The organism is Candidatus Nitrotoga sp. 1052 (genome assembly GCF_927312905.1).
Lineage (GTDB): Bacteria > Pseudomonadota > Gammaproteobacteria > Burkholderiales > Gallionellaceae > Nitrotoga.
The window spans coordinates 26,626-50,728 of sequence record NZ_CAKMHQ010000029.1; the positions used below are offsets into that span (position 1 = coordinate 26,626).

General features: G+C 48.2%; 16 protein-coding genes and 1 pseudogene. 2 read left to right on the forward strand and 15 right to left on the reverse strand.

Features of this window, described 5'->3' with window-relative positions; translation table 11 throughout:
• Window positions 1–9: 9 nt before the first annotated feature.
• From wecB to MJ768_RS06135, 6 genes are all read right to left on the reverse strand, one after another.
• Window positions 10–1,173: a non-hydrolyzing UDP-N-acetylglucosamine 2-epimerase gene (gene wecB, locus MJ768_RS06110; RefSeq protein ID WP_256449830.1), complete on the reverse strand. Its 1,164-nt coding sequence runs from the start codon at window positions 1,171–1,173 to the stop codon at window positions 10–12.
• Between the two features lie 423 nt (window positions 1,174–1,596).
• Window positions 1,597–2,604, reverse strand: a complete 1,008-nt coding sequence (locus MJ768_RS06115; protein WP_239288972.1) for an XrtA/PEP-CTERM system-associated ATPase — start codon at window positions 2,602–2,604, stop codon at window positions 1,597–1,599.
• A gap of 17 nt (window positions 2,605–2,621) precedes the next feature.
• A complete protein-coding gene (locus tag MJ768_RS06120) occupies window positions 2,622–4,214 on the reverse strand; it encodes a TIGR03016 family PEP-CTERM system-associated outer membrane protein (RefSeq protein WP_239288974.1) in 1,593 nt (530 codons plus the stop codon).
• A complete protein-coding gene (locus tag MJ768_RS06125) occupies window positions 4,192–5,064 on the reverse strand; it encodes an XrtA-associated tyrosine autokinase (protein WP_239288976.1) in 873 nt (290 codons plus the stop codon). The genes MJ768_RS06120 and MJ768_RS06125 overlap by 23 nt, the downstream gene beginning before the upstream one ends.
• A 133-nt stretch (window positions 5,065–5,197) precedes the next feature.
• Window positions 5,198–6,736 carry an XrtA system polysaccharide chain length determinant gene (locus tag MJ768_RS06130; RefSeq protein WP_239288978.1) on the reverse strand — a complete coding sequence of 513 codons (1,539 nt, stop codon included), beginning with the start codon at window positions 6,734–6,736 and terminating at the stop codon, window positions 5,198–5,200.
• A gap of 162 nt (window positions 6,737–6,898) precedes the next feature.
• Complete coding sequence (locus MJ768_RS06135) at window positions 6,899–7,531, reverse strand: XrtA/PEP-CTERM system exopolysaccharide export protein (RefSeq protein ID WP_239288980.1); 633 nt, start codon at window positions 7,529–7,531, stop codon at window positions 6,899–6,901.
• Window positions 7,532–8,305: 774 nt separating this feature from the next.
• On the opposite strand from MJ768_RS06135, the pseudogene MJ768_RS06140 reads away from it, so the two are divergent.
• Window positions 8,306–8,461 (forward strand): annotated as a pseudogene (locus MJ768_RS06140) (IS630 family transposase); the annotation flags it as partial.
• A 107-nt stretch (window positions 8,462–8,568) separates the two neighbouring features.
• On the opposite strand, the gene MJ768_RS06145 reads toward MJ768_RS06140, so the two are convergent.
• From MJ768_RS06145 to MJ768_RS06160, 4 genes are read right to left on the reverse strand one after another with little or no spacing between them, the layout of a single operon-like run.
• A complete protein-coding gene (locus MJ768_RS06145; protein ID WP_239288982.1) occupies window positions 8,569–10,014 on the reverse strand; it encodes an efflux transporter outer membrane subunit in 1,446 nt (481 codons plus the stop codon).
• 46 nt (window positions 10,015–10,060) lie between these two features.
• A complete protein-coding gene (locus tag MJ768_RS06150; RefSeq protein WP_239288984.1) occupies window positions 10,061–13,168 on the reverse strand; it encodes a multidrug efflux RND transporter permease subunit in 3,108 nt (1,035 codons plus the stop codon).
• Between the two features lie 22 nt (window positions 13,169–13,190).
• Window positions 13,191–16,280, reverse strand: coding sequence for an MdtB/MuxB family multidrug efflux RND transporter permease subunit (locus MJ768_RS06155; RefSeq protein ID WP_239288986.1), 3,090 nt, complete (start codon window positions 16,278–16,280; stop codon window positions 13,191–13,193).
• Window positions 16,277–17,509, reverse strand: coding sequence for an MdtA/MuxA family multidrug efflux RND transporter periplasmic adaptor subunit (locus MJ768_RS06160; protein WP_239288988.1), 1,233 nt, complete (start codon window positions 17,507–17,509; stop codon window positions 16,277–16,279). Before MJ768_RS06160 ends, MJ768_RS06155 begins: the two co-directional genes overlap by 4 nt.
• 471 nt (window positions 17,510–17,980) lie before the next feature.
• Here MJ768_RS06160 and MJ768_RS06165 point away from each other — a divergent pair, with 471 nt between their 5' ends.
• Window positions 17,981–18,952, forward strand: coding sequence for a S1 family peptidase (locus MJ768_RS06165; protein ID WP_239288990.1), 972 nt, complete (start codon window positions 17,981–17,983; stop codon window positions 18,950–18,952).
• Between the two features lie 177 nt (window positions 18,953–19,129).
• Here MJ768_RS06165 and MJ768_RS06170 read toward each other — a convergent pair whose 3' ends face one another.
• From MJ768_RS06170 to hflK, 5 genes are all read right to left on the reverse strand, one after another.
• A complete protein-coding gene (locus MJ768_RS06170; protein ID WP_239288992.1) occupies window positions 19,130–20,425 on the reverse strand; it encodes an adenylosuccinate synthase in 1,296 nt (431 codons plus the stop codon).
• A 219-nt stretch (window positions 20,426–20,644) separates the two neighbouring features.
• Window positions 20,645–21,811, reverse strand: coding sequence for an ATP phosphoribosyltransferase regulatory subunit (locus MJ768_RS06175; RefSeq protein WP_239288994.1), 1,167 nt, complete (start codon window positions 21,809–21,811; stop codon window positions 20,645–20,647).
• A complete protein-coding gene (locus tag MJ768_RS06180) occupies window positions 21,811–21,996 on the reverse strand; it encodes a DUF2065 domain-containing protein (RefSeq protein WP_239288996.1) in 186 nt (61 codons plus the stop codon). The genes MJ768_RS06175 and MJ768_RS06180 overlap by 1 nt, the downstream gene beginning before the upstream one ends.
• Window positions 21,997–22,011: 15 nt before the next feature.
• Window positions 22,012–22,890: a protease modulator HflC gene (hflC, locus tag MJ768_RS06185; protein ID WP_239289009.1), complete on the reverse strand. Its 879-nt coding sequence runs from the start codon at window positions 22,888–22,890 to the stop codon at window positions 22,012–22,014.
• Window positions 22,887–24,092: an FtsH protease activity modulator HflK gene (gene hflK / locus MJ768_RS06190; protein ID WP_239289011.1), complete on the reverse strand. Its 1,206-nt coding sequence runs from the start codon at window positions 24,090–24,092 to the stop codon at window positions 22,887–22,889. The genes hflC and hflK overlap by 4 nt, the downstream gene beginning before the upstream one ends.
• Window positions 24,093–24,103 lie beyond the last annotated feature (11 nt).

The window sequence follows — 24,103 nt, forward strand, 5'->3', positions numbered from 1 at the left end:
CTTTAATAATTATTTGCTTTGCAAACCATTTTTCAGCCAATCTAGAATTTCCGCTGCAATGCGTGTTGAGGCCTGCCCATCCCAAAATTCAGGGATTCTGCCTGCTTTCCCGCCGGAAAGCATGATTTCGTCAAATATCGTTAGTATCTTTGCTGAATCAAGTCCGGCGATAGTGTTAGTTCCCTCATCCACTGTGATCGGCCTTTCTGTATTGTTTCTGAGCGTAATGCAGGGTATGCCAAGGGCCGTGGTTTCTTCCTGGATACCGCCTGAGTCGGTCAATACAACTCGTGCATCCTTCATGAGTCCCAGCATTTCCAGATAACCCATTGGAGGCAGTTGCAATACTGTAGGGACATCCAGCATGTTGTTCAATCCAAATTTTTGGATCATGTCACGAGTGCGCGGATGCATCGGAAAAATAATTGGCAATCTGGCACTGATTTTGAGGATTGTTTCAAGCAATGAGCGCAAAGTATTGGGATCATCCACATTGGAAGGCCGGTGTGCGGTGAGGATGGCATATCCGTCATGGCCAACGAGAAACTCTTGCCTGCCGGCATTCTGCAGGATTTTAGATACCGGGATTGCTTTTTCCAGGTTGTGATGCAAGGTGTCGATCATGACATTGCCGACAAATCGAATGCGATATTCGGCTATTCCCTCCCGCAACAGGTTTTCACAACCACTGCGCTCAGTAATGAAAAGGAGTTCAGATATCTGGTCGGTCAAAACCCGGTTGATTTCTTCCGGCATAGCGCGGTCGAAACTGCGCAGACCGGCCTCAACGTGAATTACGGGAACTCCTTTTTTTACTGCCACAAGCGCACAGGCTAGAGTGGAATTCACATCACCGACTACCAGCACTGCAGAAGGATGCTTTGTGTTCAGAACTGATTCGAAACGGAGCATCACATTAGCGGTTTGTGCTGTGTGGCTACCAGAGCCAACCTCTAGATTAATATCGGGCTGCGGTATGCCGAGTGCTTCGAAATATTGATGGTTCATGGCTACGTCATAATGTTGACCGGTGTGAACCAGGGATACATCGAGTTCTGGGCCAAGAGCGGCAAAGGCCGCCATGATAGGAGCCATTTTCATGAAATTAGGGCGCGCGCCTACGACACATAGAATGCTATAAGGTGCAGGGGCAGGTGGTTTAATGATTTGCATTAACTGTTATTTATCATATTGGTTTTTAACATGATTTGTGAGGCCGCAGCACGCTGTTGACTCGAATAGTGATTATGTCTCGACGCTCGTGCGACCCGCATATCGTATGTGGCTCTGGAATTACAAATGCGGCTGCCACATGTCGTTGATTTGGGATTATGTTCAGCTGAATCAGCATTTACATGCTATCCCAATCTTCCTGCGTGAAACGCAGGAAGACGACACATACCAAAATTGTTTATCCTGGAATTCCTGGGCCTGCATTGGATTCCATTCACCTTGACCCTCTACTGCCTTATCTCGTGCGAGTTGATTTATTTATCTCAACCTCATTTGAAATTTGTATCTCAAACAATTTTACAAAAGTTGCACATTAAAATGAATTCGCTCCTTATTGAATAATCATAATCTTGATGTGGTTAATTACTTTGTAAGGTTATTGATGTTTGAATTGGAGCGAGAAAGAATCCGTTTAAGCAGATCCAGAACGGAGATGACTGAGTTTTCCATCTTGAAAAGCCTTTCGTCCATATTTTCTAAATTCTTCTGAGCATCCTCTTTCTGCCAGATTTGCGGGGTGTCGGATGAATTACGTACTGCGGTTTCCGATAAGGGGAGAGTAAGCTCCTGTTGAATATCACCTATGACTTCATTTACATCAGAGCTTCCGAAATTGTGACGCTCTTCGAGATAACCCATTAGAAAAAGGCGATCACAAAGTGCATTTATTTTGCGCGGGATGCCTCCAGTAAAATTGTAGATTTCAAAGAAAGCATCTTCGCTCAAGGAAGGATCTCCTTTCCAGCCAACGGTATGCAGCCGATGCTCGATGTAGTCTTTTGTTTCCAGGGCGTCTAATGGTCCCAAGTGGTAGGTCGCAATTACCCTCTGCTGCAATTGTTGCATGTCGCGACTAAGAAGGGTTCTCCTGAATTCAGGCTGTCCTAGCAGGAAGATTTGCAGCAATGATTTTTCAGCAGTTTGAAAATTGGACAGCATCCTTAATTCTTCCACTGCGTGGGGAGAAAGATTCTGTGCTTCATCCACTATAAGTAGTGCGCGTTTTCCTTTTTGATCACACTGTCGAAGAAACTGCTCAAGTCTGGTCAGCAGGGAGGCTTTGGAGTCGTTTTCGTTGGGAATTCCGAACGCTGCGACTACCATTTTTAATGTGTCATCCGCATCAAGGTTGGTGTTGACGATTTGTGCTGCTTGAATTTTTTCCGATTCAAGTTTACAAAAAAGGCTACGTACCAAGGTAGTTTTGCCTGCGCCGACGTCACCGGTGATGACGATGAAGCCTTCCCCTTGAGACAGGCCATATTCCAGGTAGGCCATGGCACGCTTGTGACCTCTGCTGCCAAAAAAGAACTGTGGGTCAGGCTTTAATTGAAATGGCTTGGCACTTAGTCCATAGTAAGATTGATACATTTATTTGATTACTCCAGCTAGAAAGTCATAAACAGGGATGCAATGACGGCATTCTCGCGATATTCACCGCCAATTTGGTTAGAGGTTCGCTCGACATGTCGAAAATTAACTGCGCCATTAAGCTTGGGCCGTATTTGTCTTGTCAGACCGACCCTGAAAGTCTTGGTCTCGTCCTCTTGGCCCGTGGCGAGTATATTGGATCTGATGTAGATGGCGCCGATATTGGCGTTGGTTCGCGGAGAAATTTTCCAGCTCCAAAGAGCATTGCCGCCAATTTGTTTTGTATTGCTGTTAAGTGCAAGGTTGTTCGTCCCAAACAAAACACTATTTGCATCTCCTAATGTTTGTGGTTCGCGCAACATATGGAAAGTGCTAAGCACGAGTGTGTTTCTCGTGCCACTTAAAGCAACACTTGCCTGCAAGCGTTTTTGCAGAAAAAATTGAGTTGTGAGGAAGTTGATGGGATCAAAAATGGAGGCTGAAAGTCCATTGTCTCTGATGAAGGCATCTACTGTTTGCTGGCGCATTAAGGGGTCGGGGATGTTGGATGTCCAAAGTTGGTTCAGGAAGTTTGCCGTATCGGTCGTGGCGGGAATCAGAAATTGATCGCGGGTTGTGGTGATATTCTGGTGGTAGTTTAGGCTCCAAGCTGATCTGCGAGTGCGATGGCTTGCTATGAGCGTGTAGGTAGTGCCAAAAAAAGCTTTACCAGTATTGGCAGTGATATTAGTTCTTTGGGCTGGTGTCCAAACAAAACCAGCTGTCCAGAAAGACCCAGCCGATTTTCCGGTTGTTGATGTGTAGGTGAATTTTTGGTATCCACTTGTTCCAGTCAGGCTGAATTTTGATGAAACCCGGTAACGAAGATTACCCATATATCGTTCATTTTCTACGGATGTGCGTAAACCGCCTATAGATGTGCCTAAACCGTTTATTTTTTGATTAGTATAATTTAAACCCCAGCCTAGTGTCCTGAAAGCAGAACCACTGGTAAGGCTTAACAGGATCGTATCCGATTGGCTTCCAGATTGCCCCTCTACGCCTGTGTAGACTGCATTATGTGTGTAGCGTGCCTGAGTTGAAGCAAAATTGGAGAAGTTGTGACGTATATTGGGGCTAATGCTATAGGTTTTGACAGTGGTTCGGTTGTTCGTGATATTTTCATTATTGGTTGTCAGTGGGCCCAAGAGAGAAATGTTTTGCTGACTAATGCTAGCGGTACTATCGAGAAAAAAAAAGTTTTTAATTAGCTCCGCGTTTGCTCCCGCTCTTAGCTGATGAACAGTCCTATTTTGATTGTTTTGATTTGCATAAAAAAGATTTTGCATTGTGTAGTTGGCGTTGACTTTCAAGCGTGCCCCGGTTCCAGTCAATGATATTCCAGGATTAATTTGGGTGATGAAATCGCTTTTCTCATTTCCTTGTGTAGCCAGTGTCACATTGTCCGTATAAGTTTCCATTAACATTAGTCTGGGTACAACTTTCCACTCAGCAGCGACGGAATAGGCAGGGAATATCAGTATGATAGTGGTAACTGTCTGGACTATCTTATGTGAAAGCTTGCGAAATATATTATTCCCAGCCACTTTAGTCATAATAGCCGTAACCATAATTGGTTCCGCCTGGGAATGCCTTTGCCTTATTGTAGATTAAATTAATGTGAGTGCTTGTTTCGATCTGACGGAGTGCCTCTTTGACTGCATGCTGGGTTGTGGTTTCGGCTTCTACCACCATGACAATCTGACCCATCTGACTTGCTAGAACACGTGCCTCAGTTGTGGGGAGCAAGGGCGGGGAATCAAATATGACAATGCGGTCTGGGTATCGGTTTGCAATTTCATTTAACAAGCTGCTCATGGCTTGACTCGCCAACAGTTCAGTTGCGTGTCTGTGACTTGTTCCAGCAGGTAGAATTCTGAGAGTATCGACGTTAGTTTTAATCATGACATCTGCTAAATCGAGTTTTTCGTCGAGAAGAATATCCATTAAACCGACAGCTGACTTCAAGCCTAATGTGCGGAGAACCGATGGCCGAGCTACGTCTGCATCTATTAGCAGAACCGTGTGGTCCATTTCTGTCGCGATGCTCATGGCCAAATTAATGGCGCAGAATGTTTTTCCCTCTTTAGGTAACGCACTGGTTACCATAATCAAATTTCCGTGGTGTATCGCCCCGGCACCTTTAATGAAAGCATTCTGGATCAATGAGCGTTTTATCCCTCTAAACTCCTGAGCGGCTAAAGTTTTTCCTTGGTCCGGTGTGATCATGCCCAATTGATGCAATTTAGTAAGATTGATTTCGACTTGCGCAATTATTTGCCTGTCTGAATTGCGGGCATTGTGTTCATTAATAATCTTTGAACTTTGTTCACTTGGACTTTCCGGCTTTATCTTTGGTTGGGGCGTTATCTCACCTTTATTCTGCTCAAATCTGTTTGCTGCTTTTTCAATAATGCTCACATGATCTCCCAACAGTATTCGGTCTGGCTGCTTTATCTGCTCTTCGATTTGGGCTTTTTAATTAAACAAGTCCCTTTCCTTAATTAGCCTTACGATAATTATTATTTTAAATTTTTAAGAGGTGCCCTCAAGATTATAATTTAAGAAACAAAAATACCATTACCACGCTATACAGGGCAACCAGTAGAGTGATAGAGAGCCCGAAAGCATAAAGGCTCCTTTTTCGCTTGATTTTTTCATTGACAGTCCAATTCATGGTCACGGTACCTAGTATCGGCAAACCAATTGATTCCCGTAGACTGTTCTGACTCAAAAAAGTAGGTCTGATTTGGCTCATTAAAAGCGCACTTCCTATTCCGCCCAGCAGGGCACCAACAAAAACCAAACTAAATAACATTAAGCGGTTCGGTCCTGAGGGAACAAGTGGAACCGTAGGTGGATCTATGACCTTGAATGTCAGCATATCGGAAGTGGCACTCAATTCCCCTGACAGCTTTGCAGACTCACGGCGTCCTATGAGATTTTCATAATTTGATTTGTTGATATTATAATCACGGTTGAGTTGAGCATACTGTTCTGCCACTTGAGGCTTCGCAATAGTCAGTGCTTTTAATTGAGCACTGCGAGAAGAATATTCTTCCACTCGAGCCTTCATCGCGGCGACCCTGGCTTCGGCCTCTGATAAAGAAACATTAAGTTGTTGCAGCATTGGGCTGTAACTCTTACCTCGATCTCGATCAATGACGGGTTTTTTAAGTTTAGCCTCCTCCACTTTTCGCTCTTCAAGTTTTGCAATCAGGCGCTTGATTGAAATAACATCCGGATGGCGTTCTGTAAAGCGCAGTCGCAAGGCATCCATGTCATTGGTTAACGCCTGGATCCGAGCGTCTATTTCCGGGTTAACGATAGTTGATGGAGCTTGTACTGTCGTCAGGTCATCAGGAGGTGCGCCGTCTTCAATTTGACTTTTGATGGCATTGCGCGCTTGTTCTGCTTCACGTAGCCCCAACTTCGCTTCGTTCAGGCTATCCGAAACTGCTTGCAGTTGTGATCCATAATCACCGTCCTTGGGCAATAGGCCACTATTCTTTATTTGGAAGTCTGTGACAGCCTTTTCCGCAATGACCAATCTATCCTCGTAATTCTTGATTTGCTCATCGATAAATTTTATTGCTTTTTCGGAGTCCTGTTTCTGATTTCCAAAGCTGCCTTCAACAAAGATGGTTAGAAAGGACTGGACTACATCTTTCGCAATTTTTGGATTTTGGTGGTTATAGGAAATAACATAGAGGTCAGCACTATTACTTCCGCTGATCTTGATCTGACTCATCATATTGCTGATTAGCCGCTCATGATCCTTGGCATCTGTCGCCTTGATATCTAAATCCACCATTCGCAAAACTCGCTCTACGTTTGGACGGCTAAGAAGAGTACGGCTCATAATTGAAACTTGTTGTTCCATGTTGGGAACAGTTGTCATGCCTGCCAGCAATGGCTTTAAGATAGTCCGGGTATCCACGAAAACTCTCGCAGAAGCCTCGTAATTGTTAGGTAAGGAATAAACCTTGAACCCTCCAACCAAGACAACGATCCATGCAATAACCACCGCATACCACCGGTATTTCCATATTCCCTTTAAGTAGGAAAGTAGCAGGGAAATTAATTCCTCCATCTTGTCAAGTTCTCCATAATGGTGTGGGTATCAATTTTTGATTTAACAGCACTTCGCCATTGCATAACGGAGTGGCCATTTTGTTATGGAATGTATTGGGAAATTAGATGTGACATTTAATCTTTTAAACTACGTCCGTAAGTTTAAGAAAGAAAATATCAATCAAAAAAAACTTTCAGGAATAACTAATATATCCCCTGGGCGTACTGGTATGTTGGCTGAAATGTCGCCATCTTTAATCAGATCGTCCAAACGGACGGCAACATGCTGTGCTTTTCCATCTATGTTGCGGATAATGCTGGCCTTGTTGCCTGCGGCAAAATCTGTGATGCCACCTACGGCAATCATGACATCCATTAGTGACATTCCTTTGTTATAGTTAAGAGCTTGGGGTTTACCAGCTTCCCCTATTACACGAATTTGTTCTGTATATGGCCCAATGAAACCAGTCACAATAACCGTTACAACCGGATCCTGAATGAATGTAGCCAGTGCTTTCTCAATATCACGAGCCAAATGTGTTGACGTCTTTCCCATGGCGGGCAGGTCTTCTACCAGAGGGGTGGTAATTTTTCCATCTGGGCGAACTGGAACTGACATGGAGACCTCTGGATTGTGCCAGACTATAATATTAACGTTGTCACCTGGACCAATTATATAATCATGTGAGGGAGGTTCGTCTGAAGGAGAAAGAGTTATACGTTTAGTACTAGCGCAACCTACAAGGGCTAAGGCCGAAAATACTATAACAAAAAAAGCTAGCCATTTCATGATATTGGTATGTAGAGTATTCATCTGAATTTCCTTAAATTTGCAATCATTATGATGATAGTAGGTGTGCTGGGCGCATATTTCACCCCCTCATGATTATTAGATGAAGTCGTATTTCGTTGTTGAACTTTCAATTATAAATATGCTGAGTTTTTACTAACCTAATGACAGATTATCGGATAAAGCATCAACAACTTTAGTATGGCTCTAACTTTCTTTCTTCGCTAGGTTTGAATTTTGGCTTCTTCCTTTATGAGAAGGCATGAGAAAAAACTGTATAGCATAGAACCCTCATACTGTTTTGTCGCATTTAATTCTATACGAATTCGTCCTCCATTCAGTACCCCCATCTTCGAAAGGAATAAGGGCTTGCCAAGCGTTGCTTCTAATTCGAATAGGCCACCTAATTTTGATTTTTCGATTTAAATCAATAGTTCATTTTAACATAACATTGGCAAGTGGAGCGTGCAGGTAAACTGTCCGAATTTGTGACATATGATTATTCAATTTAACTCAGCCTCTAGTGTATTGCTGCATTCTTGATGGAACTTGTTTTTGAAATCATTTTTGCAATATTTATTGCATGAAAAGTCAAACCTCAAACCATTTTTTTGGCTGCTACGTGCCCTGTCCCGGGCGCGCCCGTCAGTTGATGCGAGATGTGATTGAGTAATTTACTGAGAGAGAAGCGGTCATGAGCCAAGTCCATCCAGGCGTTCGAACAACCCCTCGAACGCGGCATGAAATCAATATATCATTTGTAAGCGTCACGACATTGGCCTGCCTGTACAACATCCCTTTGCCAGCGTGGCCGAACTGGAGGCCGCCATCAACAAATATATCGCTGTGCATAACGCCAAACCGAAGCCGTTTAACTGGACAGCAAAGGCCAGCGACATCCTCGCCAAGGTCACCCGCGTTCGTAATACCTTGAATAAGTACACTTCTGATTGACGCACTACACTAGATACTGATGAAAATGAATAAGGCTGTGCTGATTAAATCTAGTGCCTCAGTCAACTTAGTACATCAATTACCCATGCCATGCGTATTAAAACACTTCATCTGTTTAATCTCCCAGATCGCCAGTCTCCGCCAAGTGCTTTCAGCAAAGCTGTACTGGCGACTAAGCTTCGGCCAGTTATATTGAGGCTGCGTATGTCCGCATCAAGAGCAGTTGCCTGTGCGGTGACAACATTCAGATAACTCACTGTTCCAGCTTTATATTGGTTATTAAAGAGAGTAACGGATTCCTGAGCAGCCAGTTTCGCTGAATGCTGTACCTTGGCTTCTTCACTCAGTATGCGCAACGCAGAGAGATTGTCTTCAACTTCCTGAAACCCGGTCAGAACAACCTGCCGATAATCTGCAACGCTTTTGTCAAAGATAGCAACGGCCTGCGCCTTTTGTGATGCTCGCAGCCCCCCATCTAATAATGCGGCGGCAATATTAGGCCCCAAAGACCAGAGCCTATTTGAGGAAGACAAAATATCAGAAATTACTGAACCTTGATAGCCAGTTGAGGCTCCGAGTATAAGGGATGGAAAAAAAACGGATTGGGCTATGGTAACTCCAATCTGTGCATTGGCGGCCTGAACGCGACGTTCTGCTGCGGCGATATCGGGACGCCGTTCCAGTAATTCTGACGGGAAACCCGACGGAAATTCTGGAAGTCTTGGAACAATGGGGCTTGGCTTGAGCACAAAATTGGACGGATACTTGCCGATCAGCACGGCAATTGCATGTTCAAACTGCGACCTTTGCACGCCAAGATCGATTGCCTGTGCTTGGGTGGTTTTTAACTGTGTCTCTGCCTGAACCACATCTGAACGTCCTGCAATGCCAGCTTCATAGCGATTCTGGGTAATCTGGAGCGAGCGCTTATAAGATATAGAAGTCTGTTCCAGCAATTGACGTTGTGCATCGTTGATACGCAATTGAAAGTAAGTCTGAACCAGCATAGATTGAAGGCTTAGCAGTGCCGACTGTAGATCGGCTGCACTGGCTTCAGCGGACGCTTGATTTGATTCTACGGTGCGCCCTATTCGCCCCCACAAATCGGCTTCCCAAGTAGCACTGATCAATAATCGACTCGTTTCGGTAATGCCTGCTGCTCTGGAGATACCGGGAATGGTTACCCCGGAGTTGGTTGCGGCGGTGCCTTGTCCACGAGTATTTGAAATGGTTCCGGTTACTACAGGAAAGTACCGTGCGCGTGCAGCGTCAAGAAGAGAGAGTGCCTGCCGGTATTGCGCTTCTGAGCTGCGTATATTTTGATTGGAAATCGATATTTGTTGTACAAGTGCATTCAGCTGGATGTCATCATATATTTCCCACCACTTGCCACGCGGATAGTGATCTCGAGGTTTTGCCAATTTCCAATGATTTGCTTCTTCCTTGTAGGTGGTCGGGGGTATGACGTTAGGCCGTTTGTAGTCCGGTCCTAGGGTACACCCGATCAGGCTTAAAGATATCAGGCCAAAATTGATATAATTAGTTTTTAGCAAAATTTACTCCTGAACCAATTGTCAGCCTCTGTAAACTGATCATAATTCACGATTGATTTGTAGTTGTTAGTGATTCAGTCTGGAATCGTTGTTGCCAGAATCTTGGATACCATAGACGAAATCGATCGAGGTACAGATAGATTACGGGAGTCGTGTACAGAGTTAGTAATTGACTTACAATCAGCCCACCAACAATAGAGATTCCCAGTGGCTGCCGCAGCTCGGCACCCATGCCTGTGCCCAGGGCGAGCGGCAAGGCACCGAACAAGGCGGCCATGCTGGTCATCATAATTGGACGGAAACGCAAAAGACAGGCTTCATAGATCGCATCACGTGGATTCAAGCCACGTTGCCGTTCGGCTTCAAGCGCAAAGTCAATCATCAGGATCGCGTTCTTCTTGACAATGCCGATTAGAAGGATGACGCCAATCAACGCGATAATACTAAAATCCATCTTGAACGCGAGCAGCGCTAGAATCGCTCCTACTCCCGCCGACGGTAGCGTCGAAAGAATGGTTATAGGATGGATGTAGCTCTCATAAAGCATGCCGAGCACAAGGTACACAGCAACCAGGGCGGCAAGGATGAGCACAGGCTGATTGGCTAGCGACATCTGAAAAGCTTTAGCTGTACCCTGAAAGCTGCCATGCACAGAAGCGGGTACGCCGATCTTCGCCATTACATTCTCAATTTCCCGCGTAGCATCTGAAAGCGACACGCCGATCGGCAGGTTGAATGAAATCGTCGAGGCGGCAAACTGACCCTGGTGATTAATCGCCAGTGGCGTCGCCGTTTCTTCCCAGCGGGCGAAAGCGGCCAGGGGCACTTGCAGACCTCCGGGGGCAATGAAGAACACGTCCTTCAGCGCTTCCGGACTCTGCAAGTATTGCGGGGCAGCTTCCATAACCACTCGATACTGGTTCAATGGGTTGTATATTGTTGATACCTGCCGCTGGCCGAATAAATCGTTCAATGTCGTATCGATCAGCCTTTGCGTCAAACCTAGCCGTGCAGCAGCATCGCGGTCGATGATCAGCGAGGTCTGCACCCCTTTGTTTTGTTGGTCGGTGTTGACATCCGCAAGTTGCGGTAACGAGCGCAATGCTTGGCGAATGAGAGGTTCCCAGGTACGCAATTCATCAATCCCATCGGCCTGGATCGTGTATTGGTATTGCGCGTTGCTGACACGACCACCGACGCTAATATCCTGGACCGATTGCAGATACAGGTTGGCACCGGGTTCATGGGCGAGCTTGCTGCGCAACCGGGCGATGACCTTGTCAGCGGATATCTGACGTTCATCCAAAGGCTTTAGCCCAACGAACATTCGTCCAGTATTGATTTGCCCTCCCCCGGTAAAACCTACGACACTATCCACCGCCGGATCCTGGCCGACAATGTTGACGAAAGTGGCAAGTTTGTCCCGCATGGCTTGGAAAGAAATGCTTTGGTCTGCCTGAATGGCTCCCGTCAGACGGCCTGTGTCCTGCTGCGGGAAGAATCCCTTGGGTATGACATTGTAAAGATAAATATTGAGGCAAACAGTTGCCAGAAGTACGAGCATCATGATGCGACCGTGCGCGAGTGCCCAATCGAGCGACACCCGGTAGCCGTTCAATAGCGCATTGAAGATGCGCTCACTTACCCGATGGAAACGTCCTTGCGATGACTCAGAGCGCGGACGCAATAGCCGTGCACACATCATGGGGGTCACAGTCAGCGATACAACCAGCGACACCAGAATGGCCGCCGATAGCGTGATGGCAAATTCTCGAAACAGTCGCCCGACGATACCGCCCATTAGCAAAATAGGTATGAATACGGCGACCAAAGACAAGCTCATTGACAGTACCGTGAAACTCACTTCGCGTGCCCCTTGTACAGCAGCTTTAAATGGTGCAACGCCGTTCTCGATGTGGCGAGAAATGTTTTCCAGCATCACCACGGCATCGTCCACCACAAATCCGGTCGCGACGGTCAGGGCCATAAGCGAGATATTGTTCAGACTGAAACCGAGCAGATACATCACGCCAAAGGTGCCGACCAACGATACCGAGACCGCAACGCTGGGGATTAGAGCAGCTCGGACGTCACGTAGAAACAGGAATACAACCAACACTACCAGGGCGATTGAAATCAACAGCGTATGCTCTACTCCCTGCAACGATGCGCGAATGGTCGGCGTGCGGTCCGATGCCACTGACAGGGTAATTGCCGCCGGTATAGAGGCACGTAATAGAGGCAATAATTGCTTTACCTGATCTACCGTTTCAATGATATTGGCACCTGGCTGGCGATTCAGGATCAGCATTACTGCCGGTTTACCATTGACTAGTCCGGCATTTCGGATGTCCTGTACTGAATCATTTACCTGTGCAATATCGGCGAGACGGATGGGTGCGCCGTTACGATAAGCTACGATAGTCGGAAGATATTCGGCAGCAGTTTTGGCCTGATCGTTAGCCAGTATCTGCCAGCGCCGGTCTCCATTTTCAAGCGAGCCTTTAGGCCTGTTGGCGTTGGTGGCGACGATCGCAGCACGCGCATCCTCAACGCCTATGCCATACTTGTTCAGGGCACTCGGGTTGAGTGACACGCGCACGGCAGGTAGCGAACTGCCCCCTACAGTCACCAAGCCAATTCCTTTCAATTGGGATATTTTTTGAGCGAGGATAGTCGATGCCGCATCGTACATCTGCCCTCGACTCATCGATTCCGAGGTAAGAGAAAGAATCATGATGGGCGCATCGGCCGGATTAACTTTGCGGTAGATCGGGTTGCTGGGAAGACCAGTGGGCAACAGATTCCGTGTCGCGTTCATTGCTGCCTGAACATCACGCGCAGCGCCATCAATGTTGCGGTCAAGATCGAATTGCAAAGTGATTCGGGTTGAACCCAGCGAGCTAGATGAGCTAATCTCGGTAACACCCGCGATGAGGCCAAGCGATCGTTCAAGCGGTGTGGCCACTGTGGCAGCCATAGTTTCTGGGCTTGCCCCCGGCAGTGTTGCTTGCACCGAGATTGTCGGAAAATCAACTTGTGGCAAGGCTGCTACAGGAAGCAATGTAAATGCAATTACCCCCGATAATACGATACCCAGTGCTAATAGCGTCGTGGCAACCGGGCGATTTATGAAGGTTTCGGATAGATTCATAACAACAAGACCGAGTTACATCTCAGGTATGGTCGGCAGCTGGGGCCGATTTGAAGCGCTGCGCCCACTGATCAAAGGCAAGGTAAATAACCGGCGTTGTGAACAGAGTCAGTATTTGGCTTACCAGCAATCCTCCCACCATCGTGATACCTAGAGGATGGCGCAATTCTGACCCGACGCCGGTACCGAGCATCAATGGAAGCGCAGCAAGCAAAGCACACATGGTCGTCATCAGAATCGGCCGAAAACGTAACAGGCAGGCTTCAAAGATTGCTTCGCGTGGTGTTTTGCCATGTTTACGCTCTGCATCCAGCGCGAAATCGATCATCATAATGGCATTTTTTTTAACGATGCCAATTAGCAGAATGATACCGATGATGCCGATTACCCCAAGGTCAGTGCGCGATACCAAAAGTGCTAATAATGCCCCGACTCCAGCGGAAGGAAGAGTGGACAAAATTGTGACTGGGTGAATATAGCTCTCATAGAGCACGCCCAGAACAATATACATGGTAATGATTGCCGCAAGAATCAGTAGCAACATGTTGCTAAGAGAAGCTTGGAATGCCAGGGCAGCTCCCTGGAAACTGGTTTGAACACTAACAGGCAGTCCAATTTCTTGTTCCGCGGCACGGATAGCCTTCACTGCGTTACCCAACGAAGCGCCGGGCGCCAAATTAAAGGAAATAGTGGCGGCGGGAAACTGATCGATATGGTTGATAGACAGAGGTGTCGTACGTTCTGAAATACGAGCAATCGACGATAACGGCACCTGACTACCATTAAGCGATACGATGTAAATTCCATTCAGAGCCTCCGGCCCTCGCTGAGACTCAGGCTTAACTTCCAGCACTACGCGATACAGGCTGGATTGGGTGAATATGGTTGAGATAAGTCGCTGGCCAAAGGCATTGTATAGCGTGTTATCTATTGCCGCAGGTGTAATGCCAAGCCGGCCAGCGGTGTCGCGGTCGATCTCGACATAGGCCTGTAAGCCTTGGTCCTGAACATCGCTGTCAACATCAATGAGCTCCGGCAATTTGCGCAGACGCTCCAGTAGTTTTGGCGCCCATTCGGCCAGCTCGACTGGATTAACGTCTTCGATACTGAACTGGTATTGAGTGCTACTTACCCGCGTCTCAATAGTTAGATCCTGCACCGGTTGCATGTACATCTCTATTCCATGCACTTGTGTCAAACTGTCTTGCAGGCGACGAATCACGCCAGTGGCGTCAGCGTTGCGCGCACTCTTTGGTTTGAGGTTAATCAGCATGCGGCCACTGTTCAGCGTGGCATTCGTGCCATCAACGCCGATGAATGACGACAAGCTCTCAACCGCAGGGTCTTTCAGCACAACTTGAGCGACTGCCTGTTGTCGTTCGGCCATCGCCGCGAAAGAAATAGACTGAGGGGCTTGGGTCATGCCTTGAATCACTCCGGTGTCTTGCACCGGGAAAAAACCTTTGGGCACGAACATATAGAGCAGTACGGTAAGACCCAGTGTGGCTCCAGCCACCAGCAATGTGGCAAACTGACGGTCAAGTACCCAGTTGAGCATGACGCCATAACGCGCAATCACCCTATCGAAAAAAACACCGCTTTTGCGGTAAAACCAACCTTGCTCGGCAACAGGTACATGACGCAGCAATTTTGCACACATCATCGGCGTGAGGGTAAGCGATACCACGGCAGAAATCAGAATCGCCACCGCCAATGTGATAGCGAATTCGCGGAACAACCGGCCTACTACGTCTCCCATGAACAGCAGCGGAATCAGTACAGCAATCAGCGAAAAGGTCAGCGAAATAATGGTAAAGCTTATTTGCTCAGCGCCCTTGAGCGCCGCTTGCAAGGGCGAATCACCAGCCTCAATATAACGCGTGATGTTCTCAATCATTACGATCGCGTCATCCACCACGAATCCGGTAGCAATAGTTAGCGCCATCAGCGTCAAGTTATTGATACTGAAACCAGCCAGATACATCACGCCAAACGTGCCGATAAGCGACAGTGGCACGGCAATGCCGGGAATGATGGTGGCATATACGCTACGTAAAAACAGGAAGATCACCATCACCACCAGCGCGACAGAAAGTATCAACTCGAAGCGGACATCTTCCACCGAGGCACGGATTGTAGTAGTTCGATCAGTGAGAATCTTGACATTGATAGATCCAGGTAACGTAGCTTGCAGTTGCGGTAAAAGCTTGTGGATACGATCCACTGTTTCGATGACATTGGCCCCAGGTTGACGCCGAATATTCAGGATCACAGCCCGAGTCTGGTCAGCCCAAGCAGCAAGATGTGTGTTCTCTGCTCCATCGATGGTGTCAGCAATGTCACTTAAACGAATCGGGGCGCCATTGCGCCAAGCGACAATAAGATTTCGGTATTCTTCGGCTGACTTGAGCTGATCGTTGGCGTCCAGGGTTGAGGCCCGTGCCGCGCCATCAAAACTTCCTTTCGCGATGTTTACGTTGGCATTTCCAATAGCAATGCGAATATCGTCGAGGTTAAGCCCGTTTGCGGCAAGTGCTTTGGGATTAGCCTGGATGCGAACCGCAGGCCGTTGACCGCCGCCGATACTAACCAGGCCAACGCCAGGCAGCTGCGAAAGTTTCTGCGCCAGGCGTGTATCCACCAAGTCTTGCACTTTCGGCAGCGGCAGCGTTTCAGACGTGACTGCCATCGTAACGATAGGCGCATCAGCTGGATTGACCTTGCTGTAAATCGGTGGCATCGGCAGATCAGTAGGCAGGAAAGAAGTGGCAGCGTTAATCGCTGCCTGAACTCCCTGTTCGGCAACATCAAGACTGAGATTGAGTCCGAACTGCAGTGTGATGACTGAGGCGCCGCCTGAGCTGCTGGAAGACATCTGGTTCAGACCGGGCATTTGGCCGAACTGGCGTTCCAATGGTGCGGTAATTGAGGATGTTGTCACGTCCGGGCTGGCACCGGGGTAGAAAGTGGTCACCTGAATAGTCGGGTAGTCAACCTCCGGCAGGGCTGAAATCGGCAATAAACGGTAGGCCAGCATTCCTGACAACAGGATGGCGGCCATTAGCAGTGTGGTTGCAACTGGCCGAATAATAAACAGACGTGAAGGGTTCATGCCCCGTTTTTGCTTTCGGCCGGGGGTTTGCGCCGATTTTGGCGCCTATCACCTTTGGGCGGGCCTTTGCTTTCTCCACTCCGTTCGCCAGGGGAACTTATCTCCACTTTTGCGCCCTGACGCAGCTTGTCCGCACCGTCTATTACGACTTTCTCACCAGGAGCCAAGCCCTTCTCGACTGCCACTATATTGCCCGAAATTTGTCCGAGCACGACAGGTCGCAGGCTCACTGTTTTGCTTTCATCAACCACATAGAAAAAAGTTCCCTGCGTGCCACGCTGGGATGCTGAAGTCGGAACTAAAGTGACGCCATGTCGAGTTTCGATGCGCAAGTGGATATTGACAAACTGATTCGGAAAAAGGGCGTTGTCAGAATTTGTGAATTCTGCCTTAAGCTTGACCGTTCCAGTTGTTGCATCAATTTGGTTGTCTATCGTCAGCAGCGTGCCGATCGCCAACTTATTCTTATCGTCACGATCCCAGGCTTCGACTGTCAGCTGTTGATTCGCTTGCAGTTTACTCATCACGGCAGCGAGATTGTCCGAAGGAATTGAGAAAATGACGGTAATCGGCTGGGTCTGAGTAATAACAACCAAGCCGCCAGTATCAGTGGTGCGAACCATGTTACCTGTGTCAACCAAGCGCAGCCCAAGGCGGCCGGCAATCGGTGCCGTAACGTGAGTGAAAGCAAGCTGGAGCTTGGCGTTATCCACCAGCGCCCTATCCGTTTTTACCACTCCCTCGTATTGCCTTACCAGCGCTGCCTGCGCGTCGACCTGTTGCTTTGCGATAGAATCCTTCGCCAGCAGGCCGCGATAACGAGCCTGATCGAGCGCCGCATTGGCAAGTAACGCCTGATCCCTCATTAACTGTCCGTTCGCTTGGTCGAGTTGCGACTGGAAAGAGCGTGGGTCTATTTCAGCAAGCAAATCTCCAATCTCTACGAGTTGGCCTTCACGGAAAGCAACTCGCACAAGCTGGCCGTCGACGCGGGGTTTGATCGTTACAGTGTTGCGTGCTGTAACAGTGCCCAATGCGTTGATCACCACATCGATGTCGCCTGTCCGGGCGATTGCAACCGCCACAGGTACAGGTCGGCTTGCACCATCCATGGCGCCACGTCCCACGGGCGGTGTTTGCTTTTCCTGCTTCCCGTATATTAAAAAGATCGTAAGTACTCCGGCGGCCACTAAAACTCCGATCGTAATCCAAAGGGCTTTATTCTTCATTCAGTATTCCTACCGTTAATTCGATGCAATTTTTGGTTGTCGTTACTACAAATTCAACAACAAGACCTTAAACGGACCAATCAAATTCTTTATGAAAGCTTGAATTTTTTAAATCAAATTGTTCTAGTGCAGGAAGGATCTATGGGTGATTTATATTTCCTTTGCGTATACCAATTTACTTGAAATATAAACCTGATTCGATTCAATATTTTTTGTTATTGCCACTCGGATAATATATCTAAGTATTTTACCGCTTTAGTCTGTATCACGCTTGAATTGCTCTCGTTCTTCCAACTGACGACATTTTCCTCCAATGCTCGCGGTTCGGGTTGGTGCCATGTTTGTCACGGCGCGCGATTAGTAAGCTACTGCGAGTTCTTCCGAGCCGCTATTACTTTCGTTACACTTGTCTTGATATCAACCGAAGCGCATAATTGCTAAAGAAAAATTCAATATTTTCGGGGATTTGTTGTGAGTGATGTTGGCTATATATCCGACCGTTCCGCCGTCAAGGTGCTTATCGATTTGTCTGTTGGGAACTGGCGTCTCAGTCGTCTGTTCGCTCGTTTGCTGTCTAAACTGGACGCTGGAGATAGTACGCGCTATGTTAATCAGTGCCGATACTACATCAAGCGCATGGGAGAGAGCCTTAAGGTGGTTGGGCTTTTTCTTGATAGTCGAGCAAAACAATCCACTGGAGTCATTTGTACATTTTTTTTGACCCTGTGTTGCAATTTCGGCAATGCATCTGCGAGTGACCTTTCCCAGACCATAGAAATAGTCAGGCCTTCCATTGTAGCTGTCGGAACCATATTACACACTCGCGCACCGCCAGCCAATTTTCTTGGGACTGGATTTGCGGTAGGCGATGGTCTCCATATTATTACCAATGCCCATGTCGTTCCGCAAAATCTAAACGCGGAAAAAAAAGAATCGCTGGCTATTTTCATTGGTCGCGGCGCATTAGCCAAGGCTCGGTCTGCAACCATAGTCGAGGTTGACGTTGAGCATGACTTGGCACTGTTGAAAATCAGTGGCGAACCGTTGCCTCCCTTGGTGATCGGAGATTCAGATACTGTAAAAGAGGGAGAAACAGTCGCCTTTACCGGCTTTCCCATTGGTATGGTGCTGGGACTCTACCCGGTGACGCACCAGGCGATTATTTCGGCTATTACCCCTATCGTTATCCCAGCACTATCCACGAAACAGCTCGACATCAATATAATCAAGCGGCTTCGCACACCATATTTGGTATTTCAACTGGATGGAACTGCCTATCCCGGGAATAGCGGAAGTCCGATGTTTGACCCAAAAACTGGCAAAGTTATTGGCATCCTCAATATGGTATTTGTAAAAGGTACTAAAGAAAACGTGTTAGCCCACCCGAGCGGTATTTCATATGCCATCCCCAGCAATTACATCCACGCAATCATGAAAAAATAAATGCTTTGGCCTGGTTCTGCTGTGTTATTAAAATTTCATTGTCTTGTGTGGTGATTCACCGGGCGCGCACAAGGAGAGGTCAAGTAATCCAAAAAATATATTTCAAACGCTCCTTCCGAATCCTCGGGGGATATTTCTATAGCCTCGTAAGCTAAAAGAACATCATGCCAAAATTACTTAACACTCGAATGGATGTCGCAATACGATGGTTTCATCGCGATCTGATCCAGTGGAAACCATGTCAACCGGCACTTCACAAATTTCTGCAATACGTTGAAGATAGTTGCGCGCTTCCAGCGGCAGGTTTTCATAACGCTTCACCCCTACAGTGCTGCCACTCCAGCCTGGCATGTCTTCATATACTGGCTCACAGCCAACCAGTGATTCCGCACCAACTGGCAGGATGTCGCTATACTGTCCTTCGCTACGGTAGCCCACACCCAAACGTAGCGTCTGCACACCATCCAGCACATCCAGCTTAGTTACGCATAAGCCTGACACGCCGTTAATTTGAATGGAACGCTTGAGCGCAGCCGCATCAAACCAGCCACAACGGCGTGCGCGTCCGGTGGTGGAGCCAAATTCATGGCCTTTCTCCGCCAGATGCTTACCCACTTCGTCGTCTAATTCGGTTGGGAAGGGGCCGGATCCAACGCGTGTGGTGTATGCTTTAGTGATGCCTAGTACGTAATGCAACATCTGCGGGCCGACACCGCTACCAGTACAAGCCGCTCCTGCGATGCAGTTGCTGGAAGTTACGAAAGGATAAGTGCCATGGTCTATATCCAGCAAAGTGCCCTGCGCGCCTTCAAATAGTAGATTCAACCCGGCTTTGTTCGCTTCATACAACGCGCGTGGCACGTCCAGCACTAATGGTTTGATGCGCTCAGCCAGCGCTAGCGTACTGTCTAATGTCTTCTGGAAGTCGACTGTTTCGGCATTGAAATAATTTTTCAATACGAAGTTATGATAATCCAGCACCTCGCCCAGCTTGGCGGCGAAGCGCTTGCGGTGGAACAGGTCTTGAAGACGGATGGCACGACGGGCTACTTTGTCTTCATAAGCGGGGCCGATGCCGCGTCCGGTAGTCCCGATTTTGGCCTCGCCCTTAGCCAGCTCACGGGCTTTATCCAAGGCCTCGTGATAGGGTAGAATTAATGGACATGCTTCGGAAATACGCAGGCGGCTATAGACATCTACACCGGCAGCGGCCAAACCATCCATTTCTTTAAGAAGCGCCTGTGGCGACACCACCACACCGTTGCCAATGTAACACATCACGTGCTCGCGCAGGATGCCAGAGGGAATGAGGTGCAGCACGGTTTTTTTGCCGTCGATTACGAGCGTATGTCCGGCATTGTGGCCACCTTGGAAGCGCACCACGCCTTGCGAGTGATCAGTAAGCCAATCGACTATCTTACCCTTGCCTTCATCGCCCCACTGCGTACCGATAACTACAACATTTTTCGACATTACTGATTCCTGATTTACTATTGATCGTTGTCATTCAAAATTGCCCCCACCTTCTCGGCAAGTGGGTGATAAGGGCACCTCTAAAAATCCAAGTTTCGTCACAATACGGCGTTACTCGAAAAAAATTATCGCTTACATATTAACTATATGCCGCGCTCAAATTTTTTACTCGTGCCTTGTCTTGCTTAGAAATTTGAATTTGTAGAGACGCCCATAAATTTAAAATTTCATTTTTACCACATGCCATGCGCCATCGCGCATAACCAGTTCGCTGTCACAACTGAGTTCAGTGCGCAGTTCCACAGCGCCCAGAAAATCAACGATCACTGCGTGCCCCTGTGCGCGCAACTGCGCAATTTTTTCATGGAGTGCTGAATCATCGCGGTGTGGTGCCAATATGCCCATAGGTTGCGAGTGTTGCTCCAGCAAGCCATGCAACTGGCGTAAATCCATGCTAAAACCGGTGGCGGGGCGGGCGCGGCCGAAACTTTTGCCCACGTCGTCATAACGTCCGCCCAAAGCGATGGCATCATGGCTGCCTGCATGATAAGCGGCAAATACCATGCCACTGTGGTAGTTGTAGCCTCGCAGTTCGGCAAGATCGATGCCAATGCTGTGTGCCAAAGGTTGTAGATGACCTGCAGCTTGTTCCAGTTCATTCAGCGCTGCCACTACTTCAGGGTAATTCGGCAACGCCGCACGAGCGTGTGCTATCACCTCTATCCCACCGTACAATGTGGGCAATGCCAACAGCGCATTTTTCACTTCCGGCAATAAATCAGCTACTAATGGCCGCAATGCAGGCACGTTCTTGCCTTGCAATGCGTTGGACAGTTCCTCTTCCAGTTTTTTCGGGATCCCAGCGCGGTTGATCAGCGCGCGAAACAGCGCAACATGGCCAAGATCAAGATGAACCCCTTCAACACCAAGTAAAGTCAAAGCCTGAAGCATTAAGCGCTGCACCTCCAGATCACTTTCCAAACCGCTGTGACCATACAACTCTGCACCAATCTGTAATAACTCGCGCGTGCGCATTAATCCCGCAGGCTGGGTGTGTAGCACGCTTCCGGCATAGCACAGCCGGGTTATGCCTTGACGATTGAGCAAGTGGGCATCAATGCGTGCCACCTGTGGCGTGATGTCGGCGCGCAGCGCCAAGGTACGTCCACTCATTTGGTCAACCAGCTTAAAAGTGCGCAAGTCCATATCATGGTTGCCAATGATCTGCAGAGACTCGGCATATTCCAACAGCGGTGGTGCTACTAATTGATAACCGGACAGGCGCAGCAATTCAAGCACATTGGCGCGCATGCGTTCAATGCGCCATGCCTCATCCGGCAACATATCTTGAATGTATTCTGGCAATAGCCAATTTGAATTCGGCATTATTTCACCCAATACAGTAACAGCAGTCCGGACAGCATGGCAGTGAGACCTAAAAAACGGATTTGTCCATCAGAAAACAGCACCAGTTTGCGAAGCGCATCGCGCCACAAGATAGGGAAAAGAAACGGCATGATACCTTCAATAACCAGCATCAATGCCAACCCGATAAACCAATAAGTCAGCATATTGAAAACCTCTACTTATTTGCCCGCCTTACTGGAACCCTTGAGATACTTAAAGAATGCGGAGCTGGGATCCATCACCATGACATCGCTCTTGTTCTTGAAGCTCTGTTTATATGCATCCATGCTGCGATAAAATGCATAAAACTCTGAATTACGCCCAAACGCAGCAGCATAAATCGCAGATGATTTCGCATCACCATCCCCCTTTATTTTTTGCGCATCACGGTACGCATCGGCGAGTGTTACCTCTCGTTGCCGGTCAGCATCGGCGCGGATCTTCTCACTCTCGGCATTACCGGTTGCACGTAGCTCATTGGCAACGCGTTTACGCTCGGCATCCATCCGGCGATATACCGATTCACTGATTTCAGTTGGGAAATCCACCCGCTTCAGGCGCACATCCAGTACTTGTACGCCGATTTTGCGTGCGTCTAAATCGGCCTTTTGACGCAGAGTATTCATAATTCTGTCGCGTTCGCCGGACACCACTTCATTAATTGTTCGCTTGCCGAACTCCTCACGCATGATTGAGTTTACCGTCTGCATCAAACGAGTTTTTGCACGGATCTCGTCTCCTCCCACACTGACGTAGTACTGCTTTACATCGGCGATGCGCCACTTGACGAAGGAATCCACCATCACGTTTTTCTTTTCAGCCGTGATAAAGCGTTCTGGTTCCACGCTATCAAAGGTCAAAATGCGTGAGTCGAAATAACGTACATTCTGTATCAGCGGGATTTTGAAATAGAGGCCGGGTGCGGTCTTCACTCCCACCATTTCACCGAGTTGTAATACGATGACTGTCTGGCGCTGATCTACCACGAACATACTCAGACTGAGCAAGATCAATACTGCGGCTGCACCAATCAAAATATTGACAAAATTAGTTTTCATTGACGTGCCTCCCTGTTGCGGCCGCGTAATTCCTCGCGCGCGCGCGGCATTACTGCCGCAGCTTCATTCATCGGTGCGGACGGAACCGCTTGTTGTTCAATATGACCCGCTGCTTGTGTCTCGGGCAAAGGTAGGCCGCTCTGCGCAGTGCTTTGAATCAACTTGTCCAACGGCAGGTACAGCAGGTTGTTACCACTCTTCTGGTCCACCATCACCTTGCTTGTGCTGGTCAAAACCTGTTGCATCATGTCGATATACATGCGTTCACGAGTTACAACAGGTGCCTTCTCATATTCCACCAGCACTTGCTGGAAGCGGCTGGCATCACCTTCGGCACTGGCGATCACGCGCTGGCGATAACCTTCTGCCTCCTGCATCAGGCGCGCCGCAGCACCCTTCGCCCTGGGTATTACATCATTTGCGTAAGCCTGGCCTTCGTTCTTTTGGCGCTCCCTGTCCTGGCCCGCCTTAACCGCATCGTCGAATGCGGCCTGCACCTGTTCAGGCGGTTGCGCATTTTGCATGGTGACTTTGCTCAATAGGATCCCGGATTTATAGCGGTCCAAAATATCTTGGGCGAGTTTGGTTGTAGCCGCAGCCACCTGTTCGCGTCCTTCGTACAGCACGAAGTCCATCTTGTTCTTGCCAACGATTTCACGTATTGAGGTTTCTGCCGCTTGACGTACATTCTCATCTGGTGCGCGGTTGTTAAACAAATACTCGCCTGGGTCTTTCAAGAAATACTGAACGGCGAATTGAATATCGATGATGTTTTCATCATCGGTTAACATTAGCGACTCTTTTAAAATCTTGTTTTTGACGTTTTCACGGTAACCGATTTCCACCGTTCTAACTTGACTGATATTCACGACTTCGACGGACTCAATAGGGAATGGCATATGCCAGCGCGGGCCGGGCATAGTGGTCTCGACAAAACTGCCGAAACGTAGCACCACGCCTCGCTGGCTAGCGTCCACGATGTAAAATCCGCTGGCGATCCAGATCAGTACGACTACCACAGCAATCAGGCCAATGCTGGCATTGAATTTATTAGAACTGCCGCCACCGCCAGTGTCTCCGGTACCACTGCCTTTGTTGCCGAACAGTGCGGAGATTTTTTTATTGATGTCGCGCAACACAGCTTCTATGTCTGGTGGACCGCCGCTGTTTTTTTTGCCCCATTGAGGGTCATTCAATCCCATAACTCATCCTA

Excerpts from the sequence above, each read along its gene's own strand:
- wecB (WP_256449830.1), bottom strand. The coding sequence starts at position 1,173 with ATGCAAATCATTAAACCACCTGCCCCTGCACCTTATAGCATTCTATGT.
- MJ768_RS06115 (WP_239288972.1), bottom strand. The coding sequence starts at position 2,604 with ATGTATCAATCTTACTATGGACTAAGTGCCAAGCCATTTCAATTAAAG.
- MJ768_RS06120 (WP_239288974.1), bottom strand. The coding sequence starts at position 4,214 with ATGGTTACGGCTATTATGACTAAAGTGGCTGGGAATAATATATTTCGC.
- MJ768_RS06130 (WP_239288978.1), bottom strand. The coding sequence starts at position 6,736 with ATGGAGGAATTAATTTCCCTGCTACTTTCCTACTTAAAGGGAATATGG.
- MJ768_RS06135 (WP_239288980.1), bottom strand. The coding sequence starts at position 7,531 with ATGAATACTCTACATACCAATATCATGAAATGGCTAGCTTTTTTTGTT.
- MJ768_RS06150 (WP_239288984.1), bottom strand. The coding sequence starts at position 13,168 with ATGAATCTATCCGAAACCTTCATAAATCGCCCGGTTGCCACGACGCTA.
- MJ768_RS06155 (WP_239288986.1), bottom strand. The coding sequence starts at position 16,280 with ATGAACCCTTCACGTCTGTTTATTATTCGGCCAGTTGCAACCACACTG.
- MJ768_RS06160 (WP_239288988.1), bottom strand. The coding sequence starts at position 17,509 with ATGAAGAATAAAGCCCTTTGGATTACGATCGGAGTTTTAGTGGCCGCC.
- MJ768_RS06170 (WP_239288992.1), bottom strand. The coding sequence starts at position 20,425 with ATGTCGAAAAATGTTGTAGTTATCGGTACGCAGTGGGGCGATGAAGGC.
- MJ768_RS06175 (WP_239288994.1), bottom strand. The coding sequence starts at position 21,811 with ATGCCGAATTCAAATTGGCTATTGCCAGAATACATTCAAGATATGTTG.
- MJ768_RS06180 (WP_239288996.1), bottom strand. The coding sequence starts at position 21,996 with ATGCTGACTTATTGGTTTATCGGGTTGGCATTGATGCTGGTTATTGAA.
- hflC (WP_239289009.1), bottom strand. The coding sequence starts at position 22,890 with ATGAAAACTAATTTTGTCAATATTTTGATTGGTGCAGCCGCAGTATTG.
- hflK (WP_239289011.1), bottom strand. The coding sequence starts at position 24,092 with ATGGGATTGAATGACCCTCAATGGGGCAAAAAAAACAGCGGCGGTCCA.